Origin of the sequence: Pseudomonas mendocina, assembly GCF_003008615.1 — a bacterium.
Classification (GTDB): domain Bacteria; phylum Pseudomonadota; class Gammaproteobacteria; order Pseudomonadales; family Pseudomonadaceae; genus Aquipseudomonas; species Aquipseudomonas mendocina_C.
The window spans coordinates 3,436,011-3,453,480 of the sequence record NZ_CP027657.1; the positions used below are offsets into that span (position 1 = coordinate 3,436,011).

Here is a 17,470-nt window from a genome sequence, read left to right on the forward strand (position 1 = left end):
ATGGGCTGGTGCTAACGAGCAGGCTGGTGTCGTATTCAGCAAAGATGGCGCACAGCCATCGCGCAAGTGGCGCTGTTGCTCGTGTTGCGGGGGCGGCCTAGCATAGGGCGTCCGATTCAAGGAGATGGCTCGATGAGCAAGATTCTTTATCTGAATGGCCTGGTGGCTGCCCTGCTGCTGGCTGGCTGCCAGGCCGTGAACACCACCAGTGGGGGCGCGGTTGGCGTTGAGCGCAAGCAGTACATGTTCAGCATGCTGTCAGCCGAAGAAGTCAATCAGATGTATGCGCAGTCCTATCAGCAGACATTGAGCGAGGCGTCGAGCAAGGGGGTGTTGGACAAGACCAGCGCCAACGCCAAGCGTCTGCAGGCCATCGCCGGTCGTCTGATCCCGCAGGCACCGCGTTTTCGCCCGGATGCCGCCAACTGGCAGTGGGAGGTCAACCTGATCAAGAGCCCGGAGCTCAATGCCAATTGCGGTCCGGGCGGCAAGATCATCTTCTACAGCGGCATCATTGAGCAGCTGAAACTGACCGACGATGAAATCGCCGCGATCATGGGCCATGAAATGGCGCATGCCCTGCGTGAGCACAGCCGTGAGGCGATGTCCAAGGCTTATGGCATTCAGGTCGCCAAGCAGGGGGCTGGCGCGTTGCTCGGTCTGGGCGAAAGCGGCATGGCATTGGCCGATACCTTGGTGCAGTACAGCCTGACGTACCCCAACAGCCGTGGTAACGAGAACGAGGCCGATCTGATCGGCCTGGAGCTGGCTGCCCGCGCGGGCTACGACCCGAATGCGGCCATCAGCCTGTGGCAGAAAATGGAGGCGGCCGGTGGTGGCGCTCCCCCCGAGTTCATGAGTACGCACCCGTCATCCAGCAGCCGCATCGCCTCGCTGCAGGCGGCCATTCCCAAGGTGATGCCGTTGTACGAGCAGGCCAAGGCTGGGCGTTGAGTTCGAGGACATGAAAACGGCGCGGCGTGATGGTCACGGCGCGCCGTTGGTGTTTCAGGGCAGGGCTTTTTCGGCGAAGGGGCGAGTTTCCAGACCCAGCTGGGAACGAAAGCTTTCCATGTCGAACATGGTGCAGATTTCCTGAATCTCGTTGCCCGGGTTCAATGTCCAGAAAGCCATGGCTGAAATACTCAGTACCTTGTCGCTGGGAGGGTAACCCAGCGCGGGCTTCTGAATGGTGCCGATCAAGGTGCTCCAGGTGACCACCTTGTAGCCTTCGGCGATGCATTCCTCGATCACCACCTGCAGATCCGGCATTGCATGACGGATGTCCTGCACCATCTGGGTAAAGCCGGCGCTGCCTATCGGGTGGCCGATGAACGAACTCTTGTAGAGAAAATCACGGCTGTGCAGTTGCTCGGCCAGAGCCAGACGGCCTTTGTTCCATGTCAGGTCGATGTGCTGGCACACCACCTTCTTGCGATCATCCAGCGACATCTTGCCCTCCTGACTGCGGGCCTGAACTGCGTGATATGGCGCGCACTTTAGCAGCAGGCAGGAGGGGGCTGGGATTGGCCGAAATGCCAGGCGGTTGGCGTCAGCGCTACGTCAGATCAAGCCACTCAGTTTCATCGCCTGGTAGCCGGCATAGACTGCCAAGGCGGCGAAGGCACAGGCAGCCAGGCGACGGATCAAGGTCAACGGCAGGCGTTCGGCGGCGAAGTTACCCGCCAGTACCACCGGTACGTTGGCCAGCAGCATCCCCAGCGTGGTGCCGATCACCACCAGGACGAAGTGTGGGTACTGCGCAGCCAGCATGACGGTAGCGACCTGAGTCTTGTCGCCCATCTCGGCGAGGAAGAAGGCGATCAGGGTAGTGAGGAAGGGGCCGTATTTCTTCAGCCCTGACTCTTCATCGTCGTCCAGCTTGTCCGGAACCAGTGTCCAGGCCGCCACGGCGACGAAGCTGGCCGCGAGGATCCAGCTCAGTGTGGCTGGCGAGAAGAAGCCGGCAACCCAGTTGCCAATGGCGCCTGCCGCAAAGTGGTTGGCCAGGGTGGCGACGACGATGCCCCAGATGATCGGCCAGGGCCGGCGAAAACGGGCGGCCAGCAGTAGAGCGAGCAATTGGGTCTTATCGCCGATTTCGGCGAGAGCCACGATGAAGGTGGGGACGAACAGGGATTCCAGCATCAGGTTTCCTAAAGGGGCGGGTCAACACGGCTTATGACACGAACTACCTTCCCGCCCCGGGTGAGGTTGTACGTGTCATAGGTCTTGTCAAACCGCAGGCCTCTCTAGGTAGGCCTTGGGTCGCATGCGCCATGCTCTGCGGAGCAAGTGTGTTGACGCATACCGGGCGAGCAGGGCGCTCGCGGGAGACTACTCCCCTAGGACGGGCGCAATTGTGCCCAAGCGCTGCGCTGGGATCAACCCCAATTAGCGGCGTGCGCCGTAGATGCGAAACCCATCGGCCTCGGCCAATGTTCGGCAGGGGCCGAGGTGGCGCTCGATCAGCGGCGGGTATTTCAGGAAGCTGTTGGCCACCAGGCGCAACTCGCCACCTTTGACCAGATGGCGTGCTGCCTGGGTTAGCAGGTTTTCGCTGGCCTGGTAGTCGGTGTGTACGCCCTGGTGGAACGGCGGGTTGCTGATGATGGCGCTCAATCCTTCTGGCGCCGACTCGATTCCGGAACCGGCGATCAGGTTGGCCGTCAGGCCGTTGCGCTCGAGGGTCAGGCGGCTGCTCTCCAGGGCGAAGGCATCGACATCCAGCAGGCTCAGTTCGCTGCCTGGGTAACGCCGTTTGAGCGCAGCGCCGAGTACACCCGCACCGCAACCGAAATCCAGCAGGTGGCCGCTTGGCAGGCCATCCAGGTGCTCCAGCAGCAGCGCGCTGCCGCGATCCAGGCGGCCATGGGCAAATACGCCGGGCAGGGTGACGATCTCCAGCTCCCCATCGGCCAGCTGCAGCGGGTAAGTCTGGGCCAGGGCATGCAGGTCGGGCACCGGCGGCGCCTGTTCAACCTCGACGCACCAGAGTTGGCAATGCCGCGCGCTGTCGAGTTTGCGTGGTTTGCCATAGATGGCCAACTGTTTCGCTGCACGCTCGATACCGCCACGTTTTTCGCCGACCAGATACAGCGGCTTGCCGGTCAGGCGAGAGGCCAGGGCTTGCAGCAGGTAATCGGTCAGTTCGCGTGACTTGGGCAGGAACAGCACGGCAGCGCGATAGCCGCCCTCCGGCATACGCGTGTCGAACTCGCTGCGTCCGGCAAAGCGCGTGGCAAGCAAGGCTTGATTGCCCGCATGCCAATTCCAGCCATGTGCCTGCGGCAGTGCGCCAAGCAAGTCATCTGCAGGCAGGCCCGCCAGCAGCAACTCGCCATCGAACAGCTCGGCCTGGCGCAGGAGAACGTCGCTTCGAGGATCCATGGTGGTACCTGCCTGAAAAAGCTGCGCAGCTTACCCGACGACTCGCCGTGGCGCACCGGCGAAGAAGCCTGCGGCATTTTCCACCACCTGCCCGACGATACGTTGGCGTGCTTCCTGGCTGCCCCAGGCGCTGTGTGGGGTGACGATCAGGCGTGGAATGTCGGCTGCCAGCAATGGGTTGCCGTCCTTTGGCGGTTCTTGCAGCAGCACATCAGTAGCGGCGCCAGCCAGATGGCCGTTGCGCAAGGCACTGGCCAGCGCCTGCTCGTCGACCAGGCCACCACGCGCGGTGTTGATCAGGAACGCGCGCGGTTTCATCAGGGCCAGTTCAGCGGCGCCAATCAGGTTGCGCGTTTGCTCGTTGAGCGGGCAATGCAGGGTCAGTGCATCGACCTGCGGTAACAGTTCGTGCAGCGGCAGGCGGTCAGCACGCGCTGGTCGACCGGGCAGTTGACCGAGCAGCACGCGCATGCCGAAGGCTTCAGCCAGGCGCGCGACGGCACCGCCCAGTTCGCCGTGGCCGAGCATGCCCAGGGTCTTGCCTTCGAGCTCGACGATGGGGTGATCGAGCAGGCAGAACTGATTGGCCTGTTGCCAGCGACCGGCAGCGATGTCGCGTTGATAGTCGGGCAGGCGCGTGGCCAGGGCCAGCAACAGCATCAGCGTATGTTGTGCCACGGATGGGGTGCCGTAGCCCTGGCAGTTGCAGACGGTCACGCCGTGGGCGCTGGCGGCTTTGAGGTCGATATTGTTGGTGCCGGTGGCGGTCACCAGCACCAGTTTCAATTCGGGGCAGGCGGCGAAAGTCGCGGCATCCAGCGGCACCTTGTTGCTGATGGCGACCTGTGCACCTTGCAGGCGTTCGGCGACCTGATCCGGACGCGTGTGCGCGTGCAGGGTCAGCTCGGTGAAGGCCTGATGCAGCGGTTGCATGTCGAGGTCGCCAAGGTCGAGGGAGGCGTGATCGAGGAACACGGCGCGTGGGCTATTGCTCATCAGCTGTACCTTTTCGCAGGAGGGACGCAGGAGTAGATTGGCGAGCCTATCAGACCTTCCATGTCGATGCGGAGCCACCATGTACTGGAGCGAATTTCTCACCGTTGCCCTGATTCACCTGTTGGCAGTGGCCAGCCCGGGGCCGGATTTCGCCATCGTCGTGCGCGAGAGCGTCGGCTACGGTCGCCGCGCGGGGCTTTTCACCGCCTTCGGAGTGGGTGCCGGCATTCTGGTGCATGTGACCTATTCACTGCTCGGCATCGGTTTGATCGTGTCGCAGTCCATCGTCCTGTTCAACGCGCTGAAATGGCTGGCTGCAGCTTATCTGCTGTATATCGGTTTCAAGGCGCTGCGTGCGCGCCCGGCTGATCCGGCCAGTGCCGAGCTGAGCCTGTCGACAGGCGAGCGCAGCGGTCGTGGTGCGTTCGTCACCGGGTTCATCACCAATGGGCTCAACCCCAAGGCCACGCTGTTTTTCCTTTCCTTGTTCACCGTGGTGATCAATCCACATACCCCGGTGCCCGTGCAGGCGGGGTATGGCATCTACCTGGCGTTTGCCACGGCGTTTTGGTTTTGTCTGGTGGCCTGGCTGTTCAGCCAGCAACGCGTGCGTGCCGGTTTCGCCCGCATGGGGCATTGGTTCGATCGCATGATGGGGGCTGTGCTGGTGGGCATCGGTGTGAAGCTGGCGCTGACCGAGATGCGTTAAACGAAGAGCCCCGCTATTGCGGGGCTCTTTCATGCTGGGCTGGTTTACAGCAGCTCGATGGCCACAGCTGTCGCTTCGCCGCCGCCGATGCACAGCGAGGCGATGCCGCGTTTGCCACCTTTCTTCTGCAGGGCGTTGATCAGGGTGAGGATGATCCGCGAGCCTGTGGAGCCCACCGGGTGGCCCTGGGCGCAGGCACCGCCGAACACGTTGACCTTGGCGTGATCCAGGCCGTGTTCACGCATGGCCAGCATGGTCACCATGGCGAAGGCTTCGTTGATCTCGAACAGGTCGATCTCGTCCTTGTTCCAGCCGGTCTTCTTCAGCAGGTTGCTCATCGCGCCGATGGGCGCCAGGGTGAACTCGCTCGGGTCTTGGCTCTGGGTGGCATGGGCGACGATCTTGGCCAGCGGCTTGAGACCGCGCTTGGTCGCTTCATCAGCAGTCATCAGCAGCAGTGCACTGGCGCCATCGGAGATCGAACTGGCGTTGGCCGCGGTGATGGTGCCGTCTTTCTTGAAGGCAGGTTTGAGTGCGGGGATCTTCTCCAGGTTGGCTGTCAGTGGCTGCTCATCATCCTTGACCACCACCTCGCCCTTGCGCGAGGTGACGGTGATCGGGACGATCTCGGCGTCCAGCGAGCCGTCCTTGATCGCCGCCTGTGCACGGCGCAGCGACTCGATGGCATAGGCATCCATTTCCTCGCGGCTGATGCCGTACTTGTCGGCCGTCTCCTGGGCGAAGGAGCCCATCAGGCGGCCGGTGCGGGCGTCTTCCAGGCCATCGAGGAACATATGATCCTTGATCTCGCCATGACCCATGCGCAGGCCGGTACGGGCTTTCTCCAATACGTAGGGCGCGTTGGACATGCTTTCCATGCCGCCGGCGATCATGACCTGGTTGCTGCCGGCTTTCAGCGAGTCGAAGGCCATCATCACCGCCTTCATGCCAGAGCCGCATAGCTTGTTGAGGGTGGTGCAGCCGGTGGCGGATGGCAGGCCGGCATTCAGAGATGCCTGACGCGCCGGCCCCTGCTTGAGGCCGGCGGGCAGGACGCAGCCCATGATCACTTCCTGTACGTCGGCCGGCTCGATACCGGCACGTTTGACCGCTTCACGAATGGCGGCAGCGCCCAGTTCGACAGCTGGTACGCTGGCCAGGCTGCCTTGAAAACCTCCCATTGGGGTGCGGGCACCGCTGACGATGACGATATCGGACATGTTGTTACCTCGAACGAAAGTGTGGCTCTTTGCCGCCTGTTTCAGGACTGGCAGGTTGAATCGATTCTATCCTGTGACCGGAAATGGCCATAGAGTCACGTGGCAAATCATTCTTTGGGCTGATTGAGCTCTGCGCGAGCAGCTCTAGAGTCGCTGCATAACCATTCCTAGCGTGCCTCAAGGTGACTTCATGCTGCAGACCCGACTGATCCCCCCCGCCGAAAACGCTCATGCCTACCCGCTGCTGATCAAGCGTCTGCTGCTCTCCGGTAGTCGTTACGAGAAGACCCGCGAAATCGTCTATCGCGACAAACTGCGCTACAGCTATGCGACCTTCAACGAGCGTGTCGCGCGCCTGGCCAATGTACTCAGCGAGGCGGGGGTCAAGGCCGGCGATACCGTGGCGGTGATGGATTGGGACAGCCACCGCTACCTCGAATGCATGTTCGCCATTCCCATGCTCGGCGCGGTACTGCACACCATCAACATCCGTCTGTCGCCGGATCAGATCCTCTACACCATGAACCATGCCGAAGACCGTTTCGTGCTGGTCAACAGCGAGTTCGTGCAGCTATACAACGGCATCGCCGGGCAACTCACCACCGTCGACAAAACCCTGCTGCTGACCGATGGCGAGGACAAGAACGCCGACCTGCCGAACCTGGTCGGCGAGTACGAGAGCCTGCTGGCGGCTGCCAGTCCGCACTACGATTTCGCCGATTTCGACGAGAACTCAGTCGCCACTACCTTCTACACCACCGGCACCACCGGCAACCCCAAGGGCGTGTACTTCACTCATCGGCAACTGGTGCTGCACACGATGTCCATGGCGACCACCATGGGCGGCCTGGACAGCATCCGCCTGCTGGGCAACGACGATGTCTACATGCCGATCACGCCGATGTTCCACGTGCATGCCTGGGGCGTGCCATACGTGGCGACCATGCTCGGGGTCAAGCAGGTGTATCCCGGTCGCTACGAGCCGGACATGCTTTGCCGCCTGATCAAGGAGGAAAAGGTCAACTTCTCCCACTGCGTCCCGACCATCCTGCAGATGGTGCTGGGAGCGCCAGGTGCGCAGGGTCATGATTTCGGCGGCATGAAGATGATCATCGGTGGCAGCGCGTTGAATCGTTCCCTCTACGAGGCGGCCAAGGCACGCGGTATCCAGCTGACCGCAGCCTACGGCATGTCCGAAACCTGCCCGCTGATTTCCTGTGCCTACCTCAATGACGAGTTACGCGCCGGCAGCGAGGACGAGCGCACCACCTACCGGATCAAGGCCGGCATTCCGGTGCCGCTGGTAGAAGCCGCGATCATGGATGCTGACGGCAAGCTTCTGCCCAGTGACGGTGAATCGCAGGGCGAACTGGTGCTGCGCGCGCCTTGGCTGACCCAGGGTTATTTCCGCGAGCCCGAGAAAGGTGAGGAGCTGTGGGCGCACGGCTGGTTGCACACCGGTGACGTGGCGACCATCGATGGCATGGGCTTCATCGAGATTCGCGACCGTATCAAGGACGTGATCAAGACCGGCGGCGAGTGGATTTCTTCGCTGGAGCTGGAAGATCTGATCAGCCGTCACCCTGTCGTACGTGAAGTGGCAGTGGTGGGGATAGCGGATCCACAGTGGGGCGAGCGCCCGTTCGCACTGCTGGTGCTGCACGAGGAGCAGGGGCTGGATGCCAAAGGCTTGAAGGAGCATCTCAAGCCTTTCGTCGAGCAAGGTCACATCAACAAGTGGGCGATCCCTACGCAAATTGCCCTTGTTACGGAAATTCCCAAGACCAGCGTCGGCAAGCTGGACAAGAAGCGCATTCGCGTCGAAATCGCCCAGTGGCAGGAGGCGGGTAGCGCATTCTTGTCCACGCTGTGAGGTGCGAATTGACTGGGCGGTGAAAGTGACCGCTCAGTCAAACAAGCGTTTGGCTTGCTAATTGCTGTTTCCCGTCCATGCTTGGCTAGGGGCAGGGCTTGAAACCTGCGAGCCAGAGTGGCCGGGGGCTGCAAATCACACTTTCGAGGGATCAAGCAGTACCACCCGCTGGCTATAGTCAAAGCATCCATAACAAAAAACACATGGAGTAGCGTCGATGACAACAAAAACAACACCCTACTGGCGCCTGGCAAAACTGCCGCTGGCCGTCAGCCTCGCTTCCACCCTTGCCGCTCCGGCATTCGGCGTCACTTTCAACATTGGTGAGATCGAAGGGCAGTTCGACTCGTCGCTGTCGGTGGGGGCGAGTTGGTCTACTTCGAAGGCCAACAAGGATCTGATCGGCGTGAACAACGGCGGCCGTGGTCTTTCCCAGACCTCCGACGATGGTCACCTGAACTTCAAGCGTGGTGAAACCTTCTCGAAGATTTTCAAGGGCATCCATGACCTTGAATTGAAGTACGGTGACACTGGCGTCTTCGTACGCGGTAAATACTGGTACGACTTCGAGTTGAAAGACGAAAACCGTGAGTTCAAGGATATTAGCGATAGCAACCGCAAGGAGGGTGCAAAGTCCTCCGGTGGTGAAATCCTCGACGCGTTCATCTATCACAACTATGCGATAGGCAATCAGCCTGGTTCTGTGCGCTTGGGTAAACAGGTCGTTAGCTGGGGCGAAAGCACCTTTATCCAGAACGGTATCAATGCCATCAACCCCGTTGATGTCGCAGCATTCCGGCGCCCTGGCGCGGAGATCAAGGAAGGCTTGATTCCGGTCAACATGTTCTACATCGCTCAGAGTCTTACCGACAATCTGTCGATGGAAGCTTTTTATCAGCTCGAGTGGGATCAAACGGTTGTAGACAACTGCGGAACGTTCTTCTCGCAAGCTGACATCGTCGCCGATGGTTGCGACCAGAACCTCAACGTTTTGAGCATGCCGAATGCCACTCAGTTGGCAGCTATCAACGCTACTCTGAGTGCGCTCGGTGGTGACCCTCTCAGCGGTACTAGTGAAGGTGTCATCGTCCAACGCGCAGGTGACAAGGATGCACGTGATAGTGGTCAATGGGGCCTGGCTTTCCGTTACATGTTTGAGCCACTGGACACCGAGTTCGGGGCCTATTTCATGAACTATCACAGCCGTGCACCGATTTTTAGCGGTGTATCTCCCAGCGCTCAAGGGCTTGCAGCCGCTAACGCGCTTGCTAGTGGGACTTTTGCTGGGACATTGGCTGGTCTTGGTGGCCCCGGTGCTCCTGGCGCGATAGCCGCAGCAGGTCAAGCGGCAGCTAACGCCGGTGCAGTTGGTCTTGCAGGGCAAGGTCGCTACTTTATCGAGTACCCAGAAGACATCAGGCTCTATGGCCTGAGCTTCTCCACTACCCTCCCAACAGGCACAGCGTGGAGTGGTGAAATCAGTTACCGTCCGAACGCACCGGTGCAGTTGAACTCCACAGATGTGCTTTACGCTGGTCTCAGGGGGTTGACCATTACTCTGCCCGGATCAATTGGTGGGGGAACTACCAGTCCGTATAACGCGGTATCTCCTTTAGGGCCGGATGGCACTGGTCTGCTGCATGGTTACAAGCGCAAGGAAATTACGCAAATTCAGACTACGTTCACGCATTTCTTTGATCAAGTAATGGGCGCCTCGCGTTTGACCTTGGTGGGTGAAGTAGGTTGGACCCATGTTGGTGGCCTGGAGAGCAAAGACGATATTCGCTACGGTCGCGATCCAATCTATGGCACTGCAGGTGATATGTGCGGGCCTGTAAATGCCAGTACAGGTGGCGGACGGAGCTCGGCCAGTATGCTCGCCAAGGCATGTGATAAAGATGGTTTTACCACCGCCAACTCCTGGGGCTATCGCGCTCGTGCAATCTGGGATTACCCAGATGTATTTGCGGGCATCAACCTCCGTCCGAGTGTGGCTTGGTCGCATGACGTAGAAGGCTATTCGCCTGGCCCAGGTGCTAACTTCGAAGAAGGTCGTAAAGCTATTAGCCTCGGTCTGGATGCGGAGTATCAGAACACCTACACCGCTAGCCTGTCCTACACCAACTTCTTTGATGGCAAGTATTCGACCATTGATGACCGTGACTTCGTCGCGCTCAGCTTCGGTATGAACTTCTAAGCGGTCAGGAAATTCGAGGAATCATGATGCAAATGAAAACAACAAAAAAACTGTGGCAAAGCGGCGTCCTGACCCTGTCCCTGCTGGCGACCGGTGTGATGGCGGCAGTGTCGCCTGACGAAGCGGCCAAGCTGGGCACAACCCTGACTCCACTGGGTGGTGAAATGGCTGGCAATGCCGATGGTTCGATCCCGGCCTGGACTGGTGGCTTGCCGACCAATGCTGGTGCGGTCGATCCGCGCGGCTTCCTGGCCGATCCGTTCGCCAATGAGCAACCGCTGTTCACCATCACCGCGCAGAACGTCGATCAGTACAAGGACAAGCTGACCCCCGGCCAACTGGCCATGTTCAAGCGCTACCCGGAAAGCTACAAGATGCCGGTCTATACGACTCACCGTTCGGCCACCGTGCCGGCTGCGGTGATCGAGGCTGCCAAGCAGAACGCGGTCAACACCAAGATGGTCGAGGGCGGTAACGGCCTGGAGAACTTCCAGACTGCTAACCCGTTCCCGATTCCGCAGAACGGCCTGGAGGCAATCTGGAACCACATCACCCGCTACCGCGGTGGCAGCGTGCGTCGTCTGGTGACTCAGGCGACTCCGCAACCGAACGGTTCCTACTCGCTGGTCTACTTCCAGGACGAGTTCACCTTCCGTGACGCGCTGACCGACTTCGACCCGAACAAGGAAAGCAACGTCCTGTTCTACTTCAAACAGCGCGTGACTGCTCCGTCGCGTCTGGCTGGTAACGTGCTGCTGGTGCACGAAACCCTCAACCAGGTGAAGGAGCCGCGTCTGGCGTGGCTGTACAACGCTGGTCAACGTCGCGTACGTCGTGCTCCGCAGGTGTCCTACGACGGTCCAGGTACCGCCGCTGATGGCCTGCGCACCTCCGACAACTTCGACATGTACAACGGTGCGCCTGATCGTTACGACTGGAAGCTCGAAGGCAAGAAGGAGATCTACATCCCCTACAACGCCTACAAGCTGGATTCGCCGAACCTGAAGTACTCCGACATCATCAAGGCCGGCCACATCAACCAGGATCTGACTCGCTACGAGTTGCACCGTGTCTGGCACGTGACCGCGACCCTGAAGTCTGGCGAGCGTCACATCTACGCCAAGCGTGACTTCTACATCGACGAGGACACCTGGCAAGCCGCTCTGATCGACCACTACGACGGTCGTGGCACCCTGTGGCGCGTAGCTGAGGCGCATGCCCAGTACTACTACGACAAGCAAGTGCCGTGGTACACCGTCGAAACCCTGTACGACCTGCTGTCCGGCCGCTACCTGGCCCTGGGTATGAAGAACGAGGAGAAACAAGCCTACGACTTCAACTACAAGGCCGCTGGCAGCGATTACACCCCGGCCGCTCTGCGTCAGGCGGGTGTTCGCTAACACCGTTACTCTGCAACACGACGAAGCCGGCCTTGTGCCGGCTTTTTCGTTTCCTGGGTAGGGTGCGCTGTACGCACCGAAAATACTGACGTTTGCCGATTGGCATTTGCCTCAGCTTTCGGCTTTTTCGTTACGGACTGTAGCCGAGGCTTCTAATGGCCATGGCAAGTCGCTAGGCTGGGTCAGATCGTGCCCGCAGTAGCCTACAGAAGACTTCCAAGAATCGGCCGATGACAGACCTTTCCCGCTCGCCAGGGTTTTCCTACATGCCGGCCACGCCGGTCGAAGCCCGTTTCTATCGCCCACCGCTGCCGGCAGGGCATATGCCGCGACCGCGTCTGTGCGAGCGCCTTGAGGAAGGCTTGCAGGGGCGTCTGCTACTGGTTTCTGCACCTGCGGGGTTCGGTAAAAGCTCGTTGGCCATCGAATTCTGCGAGCGCTTGCCTGCTCATTGGCGCAGCCTGTGGCTGGGGCTCAGTGAGCGTGACCATGACCCCGGGCGTTTTCTCGAGCGCCTGTTGCAAGGGCTGCAGCAGTTCTACCCAGCTCTGGGGGAAGAGGCGCTCGGTCTGCTGAAAATGCGTCAACGGCATCAACCCTTCGCTTTCGAACAATGGCTCGATGGTTTGCTCGATGAGCTGACTCATGAGCTGGATGACGGTCAGCCTCTACTGCTGGTGCTGGATGACTATCACCTGGCGCAGGGGCCGGTGCTCGATCGCTGTTTGCAATTTTTCCTCAATCACTTGCCGCCTGGTGTTCTGCTGCTGGTCACCAGTCGCCAGCGTCCTGATTGGCACCTGGCGCGTCTGCGCCTGTCACGGCAGTTGCTGGAGCTGAACGAACAGGATTTACGCCTGACCGCTGCTGAACTGGATGCCCTGCTGGCGAGCCAGGGCACGCACCTGGAACAGCAGCAGCTTGCCGGCATCCTGCAGCGCAGCGAAGGCTGGGTCGCGGGGTTGCGCCTGTGGCTGTTGGCGGTAGAGGCGCTTGATGACGGGGCAGGAGAGGGGCCGGAGTTGCATGGTGGTGAAGGACTGATTCGCGAGTACCTGCTCGAAGAGGTCATCGAGCGCCAGCCACCCGAGGTGCAGCAGTTTCTCTACGACACGGCCTGCCTCGAGCGTTTCTGCGCCGAGTTGTGCGATGCGGTGCGTGACAGCCATGACAGCGCTGCAATCATCCGCCAGTTACAGGCGAACCAGGTATTTCTGGTGCCGCTCGACGAGCAGGGGCGCTGGTTTCGCTATCACCATCTGTTTTCCGATCTGCTCAATGCACGACCGGTTGATGGCCTGAGCCGTTCGCGTAGCAGTTCGCATCTGCGCGCCTGTCGCTGGTTCGCCGCACAAGGCATGTTGGATGCAGCCATCGAGCAGGCGTTGCTGGCCGGCCAGTCCGATGTGGCTGCCAGCCTGGTGCAGAATCTTTCCGAGGAGCAGATGCTGGCGGAACAGAACATCGCCATGCTGCTGCGCTGGAAGACCAATCTGCCGGACGATCTGCTGGTCAGCACACCACGTCTGATCATGCTGTATGGCTGGGCGTTGGCGTTGGCCTGCCAACTGGATGCGGCACAGGAGCTGCTCGATCAACTGGATCGCTTTCTGCCCGCTGCCGATGCTGTCAGTCAGCGCAGTCTGCTGGCGCAATGGCAGGCCCTGGATGGCGTCATCGCGCGCGGGCGCGGCGATGGTACGCGTGCCGAGCAGCAGTGCAGCGAGGCGTTGGCCAGCCTGCCCGCCGATCGTTATGGCCCGCACTTCATGTGCCTGGCTGCTCTGGCTAACCTGGCTATCGCGCGGGGGGATCTATGGCGTGCGCGGGGCCTCAACCGCGATGCACTGGAGCTGGCCCAGAGAATCGAAAATCCCTTGCTCGAAGCGCTGGCGCATTACGAGCGAGCGCGGGTGTTGCAAGCGCGAGGCGAGGTATTACGCGCTTTGAGCGAGGTGCGTCAGGGCTTGGCCCGTGTTCAGGGATTGGCGGCGCAGCGCAACTACTCGGTGCGTGCGCGGCTGACGCTCTATGAGGGTTACCTGCTCAGTTTACGTTTGCAGCCACAAGCATCGGAACGATTGCGCGCGGGTATCGTCGAGGCCAGGGGCTGTCGCGATGTGGGCGTGGTGATCGGCTACTGCGTGCTGGCCAGCCTGGAAGGGCGTGATGGCCGGCCTGCCGAGGCCTTCGCCTTGCTCGGTGAAGCCGAGCGCCTGATGCATGTCTGGGACATTCCGGCGATCTACTACCTGGCGATGATCACGCTGATCAAATGCGAGCTCTGGTTACGTCAAGGACAGGTCGAGTTGGCGGCTGCCTGGCTGCCACAACTGGATGAGACCTATGGGGCAGAGGGGCGTGCATTAGCGCCCGAGTTTCACCCACAGCTGGCGCTGCATATCGATTTGCAGCAAGCCGCGCTGGAGCGGCAGCAAGGGCTGCTCGAGGCCGCCGAGCGGCGCCTGCGCGCCTTGTATCAACGTGCCCAAGGCGGCGGTGGGCAACTGATTGGTTTGGTGGCTCAGGCGCAATTGGCCCAGTTGCTGCGCCAGACGGGGCGCGAGCGCGAGGCGCAGCAGCAACTCGACAGTTGCCTGGAGGGAGCAGAGGGTGGCGCGCTGCTGCCCTTCATCGAGCTGATTCACCATCAGCCGCAGTGGCTGCGTGAACGCCTGCTGGCGCGCCCATCCTGCCCCGCACGTGATGCGCTGATCAGTCAGCTACCGCTCGTTCAGCTAGCCGATGAGGAGCCCGTGCTGGAGCAGGAACCGCTGGCGGAGAAACTCAGCAGCCGCGAACTGGCCGTGTTGCAACTGATCGCCCGAGGTTGTTCCAACCAGGAAATCAGCGACCGATTGTTCATTTCCTTGCACACGGTCAAGACTCATGCCCGGCATATCAACAGCAAACTGGGTGTCGAGCGACGTACCCAGGCGGTCGCACGTGCCAAGGGGCTCGGTCTACTGCGTTGAGGTTGGCAGCGACAGATCCAGTGCTGGCGCCTTGATCGCAGGCGTCACTGGCTGCGCCAGCTTGACTTGCACATCCTGATGGATCATCTGCAGCACTGGCAGCAAGCTGGCCATGTCCTGGCCGACTTGTGGGTAACGGTGTCCGCTGGCGAGCCCTTCGATGCGGGTCAGCAACTGCGCCTGCACATCCGCAGGCAGATGGACGAACAGCTCCGGCAACTGTTGGCTCAGCTCGGCGCTATACAGCAGTAGCTCGTCGCGGCCGAAGGCCTGGGTCAGTTCCAGGTAATCGAGCGCGCTGCTGCTGAGCATCGCTGCCGCCGCCTTGGTTTCCTGCAGGCCCTGCAGGCGAACCGGATTGCTTTGTTCGCTTTGCGACAGCGTCATCCAGAACTCTGTGGTGAGGGTGAAGAGGATGGCCTGCTGGCGCAGCGAGTAGCTCATCAGGCCGAGCGCTTCGGCTGCATAGGGTTGCTGCTTGGCACGGAAGTCGAAGTACAGGCGCATCAGTTCCTTGAGTTCGAACAGCACTTCCCGCGCCTCGCTCTGCCGCAACTCCAGTGGCGCATAGATATTCAACTGCGGCCGGAAGTTGTCTGGAGCGATCATGCGTTGGTAGATCGGCCCGGTGAATTCACCACTGCGTCGCGGCAAGGCATTGGCCTGTGTGCTGTCTACCTTCTCCAGCGCTTCGCGCAGTTGCCGGTAGTCGTCGCTGCGCCAGGGCTTGTTCACGTCTGGAATACGTTGGCCGAGATAGAACAGCTCGGCCGCTCCAGCCGGCGGTAGCCAGACCAGCAAAAGGATGGCCAGCGGCCAGAACAGGCGACGTGCTAGGGTGAGCGACACGATGAATATCCGCGGCTAGAGGCGGCTCCAGAGTACCCAGCTCGGGGCGTCGCGTCACCCGCGCCTTGGTTGGGAACATAGCATGGACGAGTTGGCAGAACACGGCGCGATTCAGGCGGTATTCGAGGATCTGGGCGGTTACGGCGCGCTCGCGTCGCAGCAGGGCGCAGGTGCCGAGGGGCCACTGGTCGGTCATCTGCAGCGCACCAATATCCAGCTGGCAGCCATCGGCGTATTCGCGCGAAAAGGTCTCGAGCAGGCGACCGTGAACGATCTGCTGGCAGCCGCGCAGGTATCGCGGCGTACGTTCTACAAGTACTTCGCCAACAAGATGGACGTGCTCGAAGGCATCTATCAGACGTCGGTGCTACTGCTGCTCGCTCGTTTTCGCGAGATGCAGCGGGTTGCTGGTAGCCCTCAGGCCTGGCTGCGCGCGATGGTCGGGCGTTTCTTCGACTATCACCTGGCCGTCGGGCCGATCATCCGCCTGATGCAGGAAGAGGCGTTGCGTGCGCAATCGCCGTTGGCCGCTCATCGTCAGCGAGCTCATCAGGAGATGTTGCGATTGCTGGTCGAACGTCTGGAGCCAGAGCTGGCGCCGCGTGATCCACTGGTTTATCAGGCGCTGATCTGGGCGCTTGAAGCGGCCTCGCTCGACCTGCTCGGGCGCAGCGCCAGTCGTGAGGAAATCGAGCGCGCCAAGGCGGTGCTTGGCGATCTGTTGATTGCTTCGTTGTGTCCCGGGACGTAGGAGGCTCCGGCTCTTCATGAGCCGAATTCAGCGAGAAATGAGGTGGGAACAGACCCAAGGTTGGGCAGCGTTCGGCCAGGTCTCATGTTCTGATCACGGTGACCCCAATAAGAACCGAGGTACCGTGCATGACCGCCAACAGCCTGTCCCTGCAACCGCCGCTATCTGCCGGTTTCGCCCGCCTGGGCTTCGGCGCCCTGCCGCTGGAGCGCCTCAAGGCGCGCTACGGTAATGCGGCCGAAGGCTCCCGCTATATCGAACTCGATGGCTTCAATATCCACTACCGCGATGAGGGAAGCCGAGACAAACCAGCATTGGTGCTGATCCACGGTGTGGTCGCTTCATTGCATACTTGGGACGGCTGGGTGCAAGCCTTTGCAGCCGATTACCGCATCATCCGTTTCGATGTTCCGGGTTTTGGCCTGACAGGCCCTGCGCGTGATGGTCAGTATTCGGCTGAGCGGATGATTCGCGTGCTCGGTCTGCTGCTCGATTACCTGCAGGTGGACAAGGCGGATATCGCCGGTAACTCGCTGGGCGGTTATATCGCCTGGAACTTTGCCGTGGCCCAGCCGCAGCGGGTTGGCAAGCTGGTACTGATCGATCCTGCCGGTTACCACATGAACAAGGTGCCCTGGATGATTGCCGCCGCTGCGCTGCCTGGCGCCACTGTTGCCATGCCGATGTGGATGCCACGTGCGCTGATCGCCCAGGGCATCAAGGAGGTCTACGGTGAGCCGGGACGAATCAAGCCGGGCGTGGTCGATCGCTACTATGACCTGTCGCGCAGGCCGGGCAATCGTCGCGGCATGATGGATATCTTCCGTGTGCTGCTGCAGGTCAACAAGCAGGAGCTGCACGCAACCCCGGAGCGGGTCGCGCAGATCAAGGCGTCAACTCTGCTGATGTGGGGTGAGCGTGATCGCTGGATTTCACCCAAGCATGTGCCGCTTTGGCAACGCGATTTGCCGGGTATTCAGGTCAAGGTCTATGCGGGCGTCGGCCACATCCCCATGGAGGAAATTCCCGAGCAGAGTGCAGCCGATGCGATGCGCTTTTTGCGCGGCTGAGTGAGAGAAAATGCAGCCCAGAAGCCCCTGGCAACGCAAA

At 60.9% G+C, this 17,470-nt stretch carries 14 protein-coding genes; 8 read left to right on the forward strand and 6 right to left on the reverse strand.

The window, feature by feature from the left end; translation table 11 throughout:
• Positions 1-132 precede the first annotated feature (132 nt).
• Positions 133-954 carry a M48 family metallopeptidase gene (locus C7A17_RS16055; RefSeq protein WP_106738958.1) on the forward strand — a complete coding sequence of 274 codons (822 nt, stop codon included), beginning with the start codon at positions 133-135 and terminating at the stop codon, positions 952-954.
• 54 nt (positions 955-1,008) lie between these two features.
• On the opposite strand, the gene C7A17_RS16060 is transcribed toward C7A17_RS16055, so the two are convergent.
• From C7A17_RS16060 to C7A17_RS16075, 4 genes are all read right to left on the reverse strand, one after another.
• Positions 1,009-1,452, reverse strand: coding sequence for an ester cyclase (locus tag C7A17_RS16060; protein WP_106738959.1), 444 nt, complete (start codon positions 1,450-1,452; stop codon positions 1,009-1,011).
• A 111-nt stretch (positions 1,453-1,563) separates the two neighbouring features.
• Complete coding sequence (locus C7A17_RS16065; protein WP_106742972.1) at positions 1,564-2,145, reverse strand: TMEM165/GDT1 family protein; 582 nt, start codon at positions 2,143-2,145, stop codon at positions 1,564-1,566.
• A 249-nt stretch (positions 2,146-2,394) separates the two neighbouring features.
• Positions 2,395-3,390: a class I SAM-dependent methyltransferase gene (locus C7A17_RS16070; RefSeq protein ID WP_106738960.1), complete on the reverse strand. Its 996-nt coding sequence runs from the start codon at positions 3,388-3,390 to the stop codon at positions 2,395-2,397.
• Positions 3,391-3,420: 30 nt separating this feature from the next.
• A complete protein-coding gene (locus C7A17_RS16075; RefSeq protein WP_106738961.1) occupies positions 3,421-4,386 on the reverse strand; it encodes a 2-hydroxyacid dehydrogenase in 966 nt (321 codons plus the stop codon).
• A gap of 79 nt (positions 4,387-4,465) precedes the next feature.
• Here C7A17_RS16075 and C7A17_RS16080 point away from each other — a divergent pair, with 79 nt between their 5' ends.
• Positions 4,466-5,095, forward strand: coding sequence for a LysE family translocator (locus C7A17_RS16080; RefSeq protein WP_106738962.1), 630 nt, complete (start codon positions 4,466-4,468; stop codon positions 5,093-5,095).
• Positions 5,096-5,139: 44 nt separating this feature from the next.
• Here C7A17_RS16080 and C7A17_RS16085 read toward each other — a convergent pair whose 3' ends face one another.
• Positions 5,140-6,315: a thiolase family protein gene (locus tag C7A17_RS16085; protein ID WP_106738963.1), complete on the reverse strand. Its 1,176-nt coding sequence runs from the start codon at positions 6,313-6,315 to the stop codon at positions 5,140-5,142.
• 190 nt (positions 6,316-6,505) lie between these two features.
• Here C7A17_RS16085 and C7A17_RS16090 point away from each other — a divergent pair, with 190 nt between their 5' ends.
• From C7A17_RS16090 to C7A17_RS16105, 4 genes are all read left to right on the forward strand, one after another.
• The gene (locus tag C7A17_RS16090) at positions 6,506-8,188 is read left to right on the forward strand and encodes a fatty acid--CoA ligase (RefSeq protein ID WP_106738964.1); all 1,683 of its coding nucleotides are present in this window, start codon (positions 6,506-6,508) and stop codon (positions 8,186-8,188) included.
• 217 nt (positions 8,189-8,405) lie between these two features.
• Entirely contained in the window at positions 8,406-10,385 is a 1,980-nt protein-coding gene (locus tag C7A17_RS16095) for a DUF1302 domain-containing protein (RefSeq protein WP_106738965.1), read from the forward strand.
• A gap of 32 nt (positions 10,386-10,417) precedes the next feature.
• Entirely contained in the window at positions 10,418-11,785 is a 1,368-nt protein-coding gene (locus C7A17_RS16100) for a DUF1329 domain-containing protein (protein WP_106742975.1), read from the forward strand.
• A gap of 230 nt (positions 11,786-12,015) precedes the next feature.
• A complete protein-coding gene (locus C7A17_RS16105) occupies positions 12,016-14,760 on the forward strand; it encodes a LuxR C-terminal-related transcriptional regulator (RefSeq protein WP_106738966.1) in 2,745 nt (914 codons plus the stop codon).
• On the opposite strand, the gene C7A17_RS16110 is transcribed toward C7A17_RS16105, so the two are convergent.
• Entirely contained in the window at positions 14,749-15,609 is an 861-nt protein-coding gene (locus tag C7A17_RS16110; RefSeq protein ID WP_106738967.1) for a hypothetical protein, read from the reverse strand. The genes C7A17_RS16105 and C7A17_RS16110 overlap by 12 nt on opposite strands.
• A gap of 82 nt (positions 15,610-15,691) precedes the next feature.
• Between C7A17_RS16110 and C7A17_RS16115 the strand changes: the two genes are divergently transcribed.
• Both C7A17_RS16115 and C7A17_RS16120 read left to right on the forward strand, forming a co-directional pair.
• On the forward strand, positions 15,692-16,360 hold the full coding sequence (locus C7A17_RS16115) for a TetR/AcrR family transcriptional regulator (RefSeq protein ID WP_106738968.1): 669 nt from the start codon (positions 15,692-15,694) through the stop codon (positions 16,358-16,360).
• Between the two features lie 128 nt (positions 16,361-16,488).
• On the forward strand, positions 16,489-17,430 hold the full coding sequence (locus tag C7A17_RS16120) for an alpha/beta fold hydrolase (protein WP_106738969.1): 942 nt from the start codon (positions 16,489-16,491) through the stop codon (positions 17,428-17,430).
• Positions 17,431-17,470 lie beyond the last annotated feature (40 nt).

What these genes read in the sequence shown, in the direction of transcription:
- C7A17_RS16060 (WP_106738959.1), bottom strand. Translation starts at nt 1,452, where the DNA reads ATGTCGCTGGATGATCGCAAGAAGGTGGTGTGCCAGCACATCGACCTG.
- C7A17_RS16115 (WP_106738968.1), top strand. Translation starts at nt 15,692, where the DNA reads ATGGACGAGTTGGCAGAACACGGCGCGATTCAGGCGGTATTCGAGGAT.
- C7A17_RS16075 (WP_106738961.1), bottom strand. Translation starts at nt 4,386, where the DNA reads ATGAGCAATAGCCCACGCGCCGTGTTCCTCGATCACGCCTCCCTCGAC.
- C7A17_RS16080 (WP_106738962.1), top strand. Translation starts at nt 4,466, where the DNA reads ATGTACTGGAGCGAATTTCTCACCGTTGCCCTGATTCACCTGTTGGCA.
- C7A17_RS16070 (WP_106738960.1), bottom strand. Translation starts at nt 3,390, where the DNA reads ATGGATCCTCGAAGCGACGTTCTCCTGCGCCAGGCCGAGCTGTTCGAT.
- C7A17_RS16095 (WP_106738965.1), top strand. Translation starts at nt 8,406, where the DNA reads ATGACAACAAAAACAACACCCTACTGGCGCCTGGCAAAACTGCCGCTG.
- C7A17_RS16100 (WP_106742975.1), top strand. Translation starts at nt 10,418, where the DNA reads ATGAAAACAACAAAAAAACTGTGGCAAAGCGGCGTCCTGACCCTGTCC.
- C7A17_RS16090 (WP_106738964.1), top strand. Translation starts at nt 6,506, where the DNA reads ATGCTGCAGACCCGACTGATCCCCCCCGCCGAAAACGCTCATGCCTAC.
- C7A17_RS16055 (WP_106738958.1), top strand. Translation starts at nt 133, where the DNA reads ATGAGCAAGATTCTTTATCTGAATGGCCTGGTGGCTGCCCTGCTGCTG.
- C7A17_RS16120 (WP_106738969.1), top strand. Translation starts at nt 16,489, where the DNA reads ATGACCGCCAACAGCCTGTCCCTGCAACCGCCGCTATCTGCCGGTTTC.
- C7A17_RS16105 (WP_106738966.1), top strand. Translation starts at nt 12,016, where the DNA reads ATGACAGACCTTTCCCGCTCGCCAGGGTTTTCCTACATGCCGGCCACG.
- C7A17_RS16085 (WP_106738963.1), bottom strand. Translation starts at nt 6,315, where the DNA reads ATGTCCGATATCGTCATCGTCAGCGGTGCCCGCACCCCAATGGGAGGT.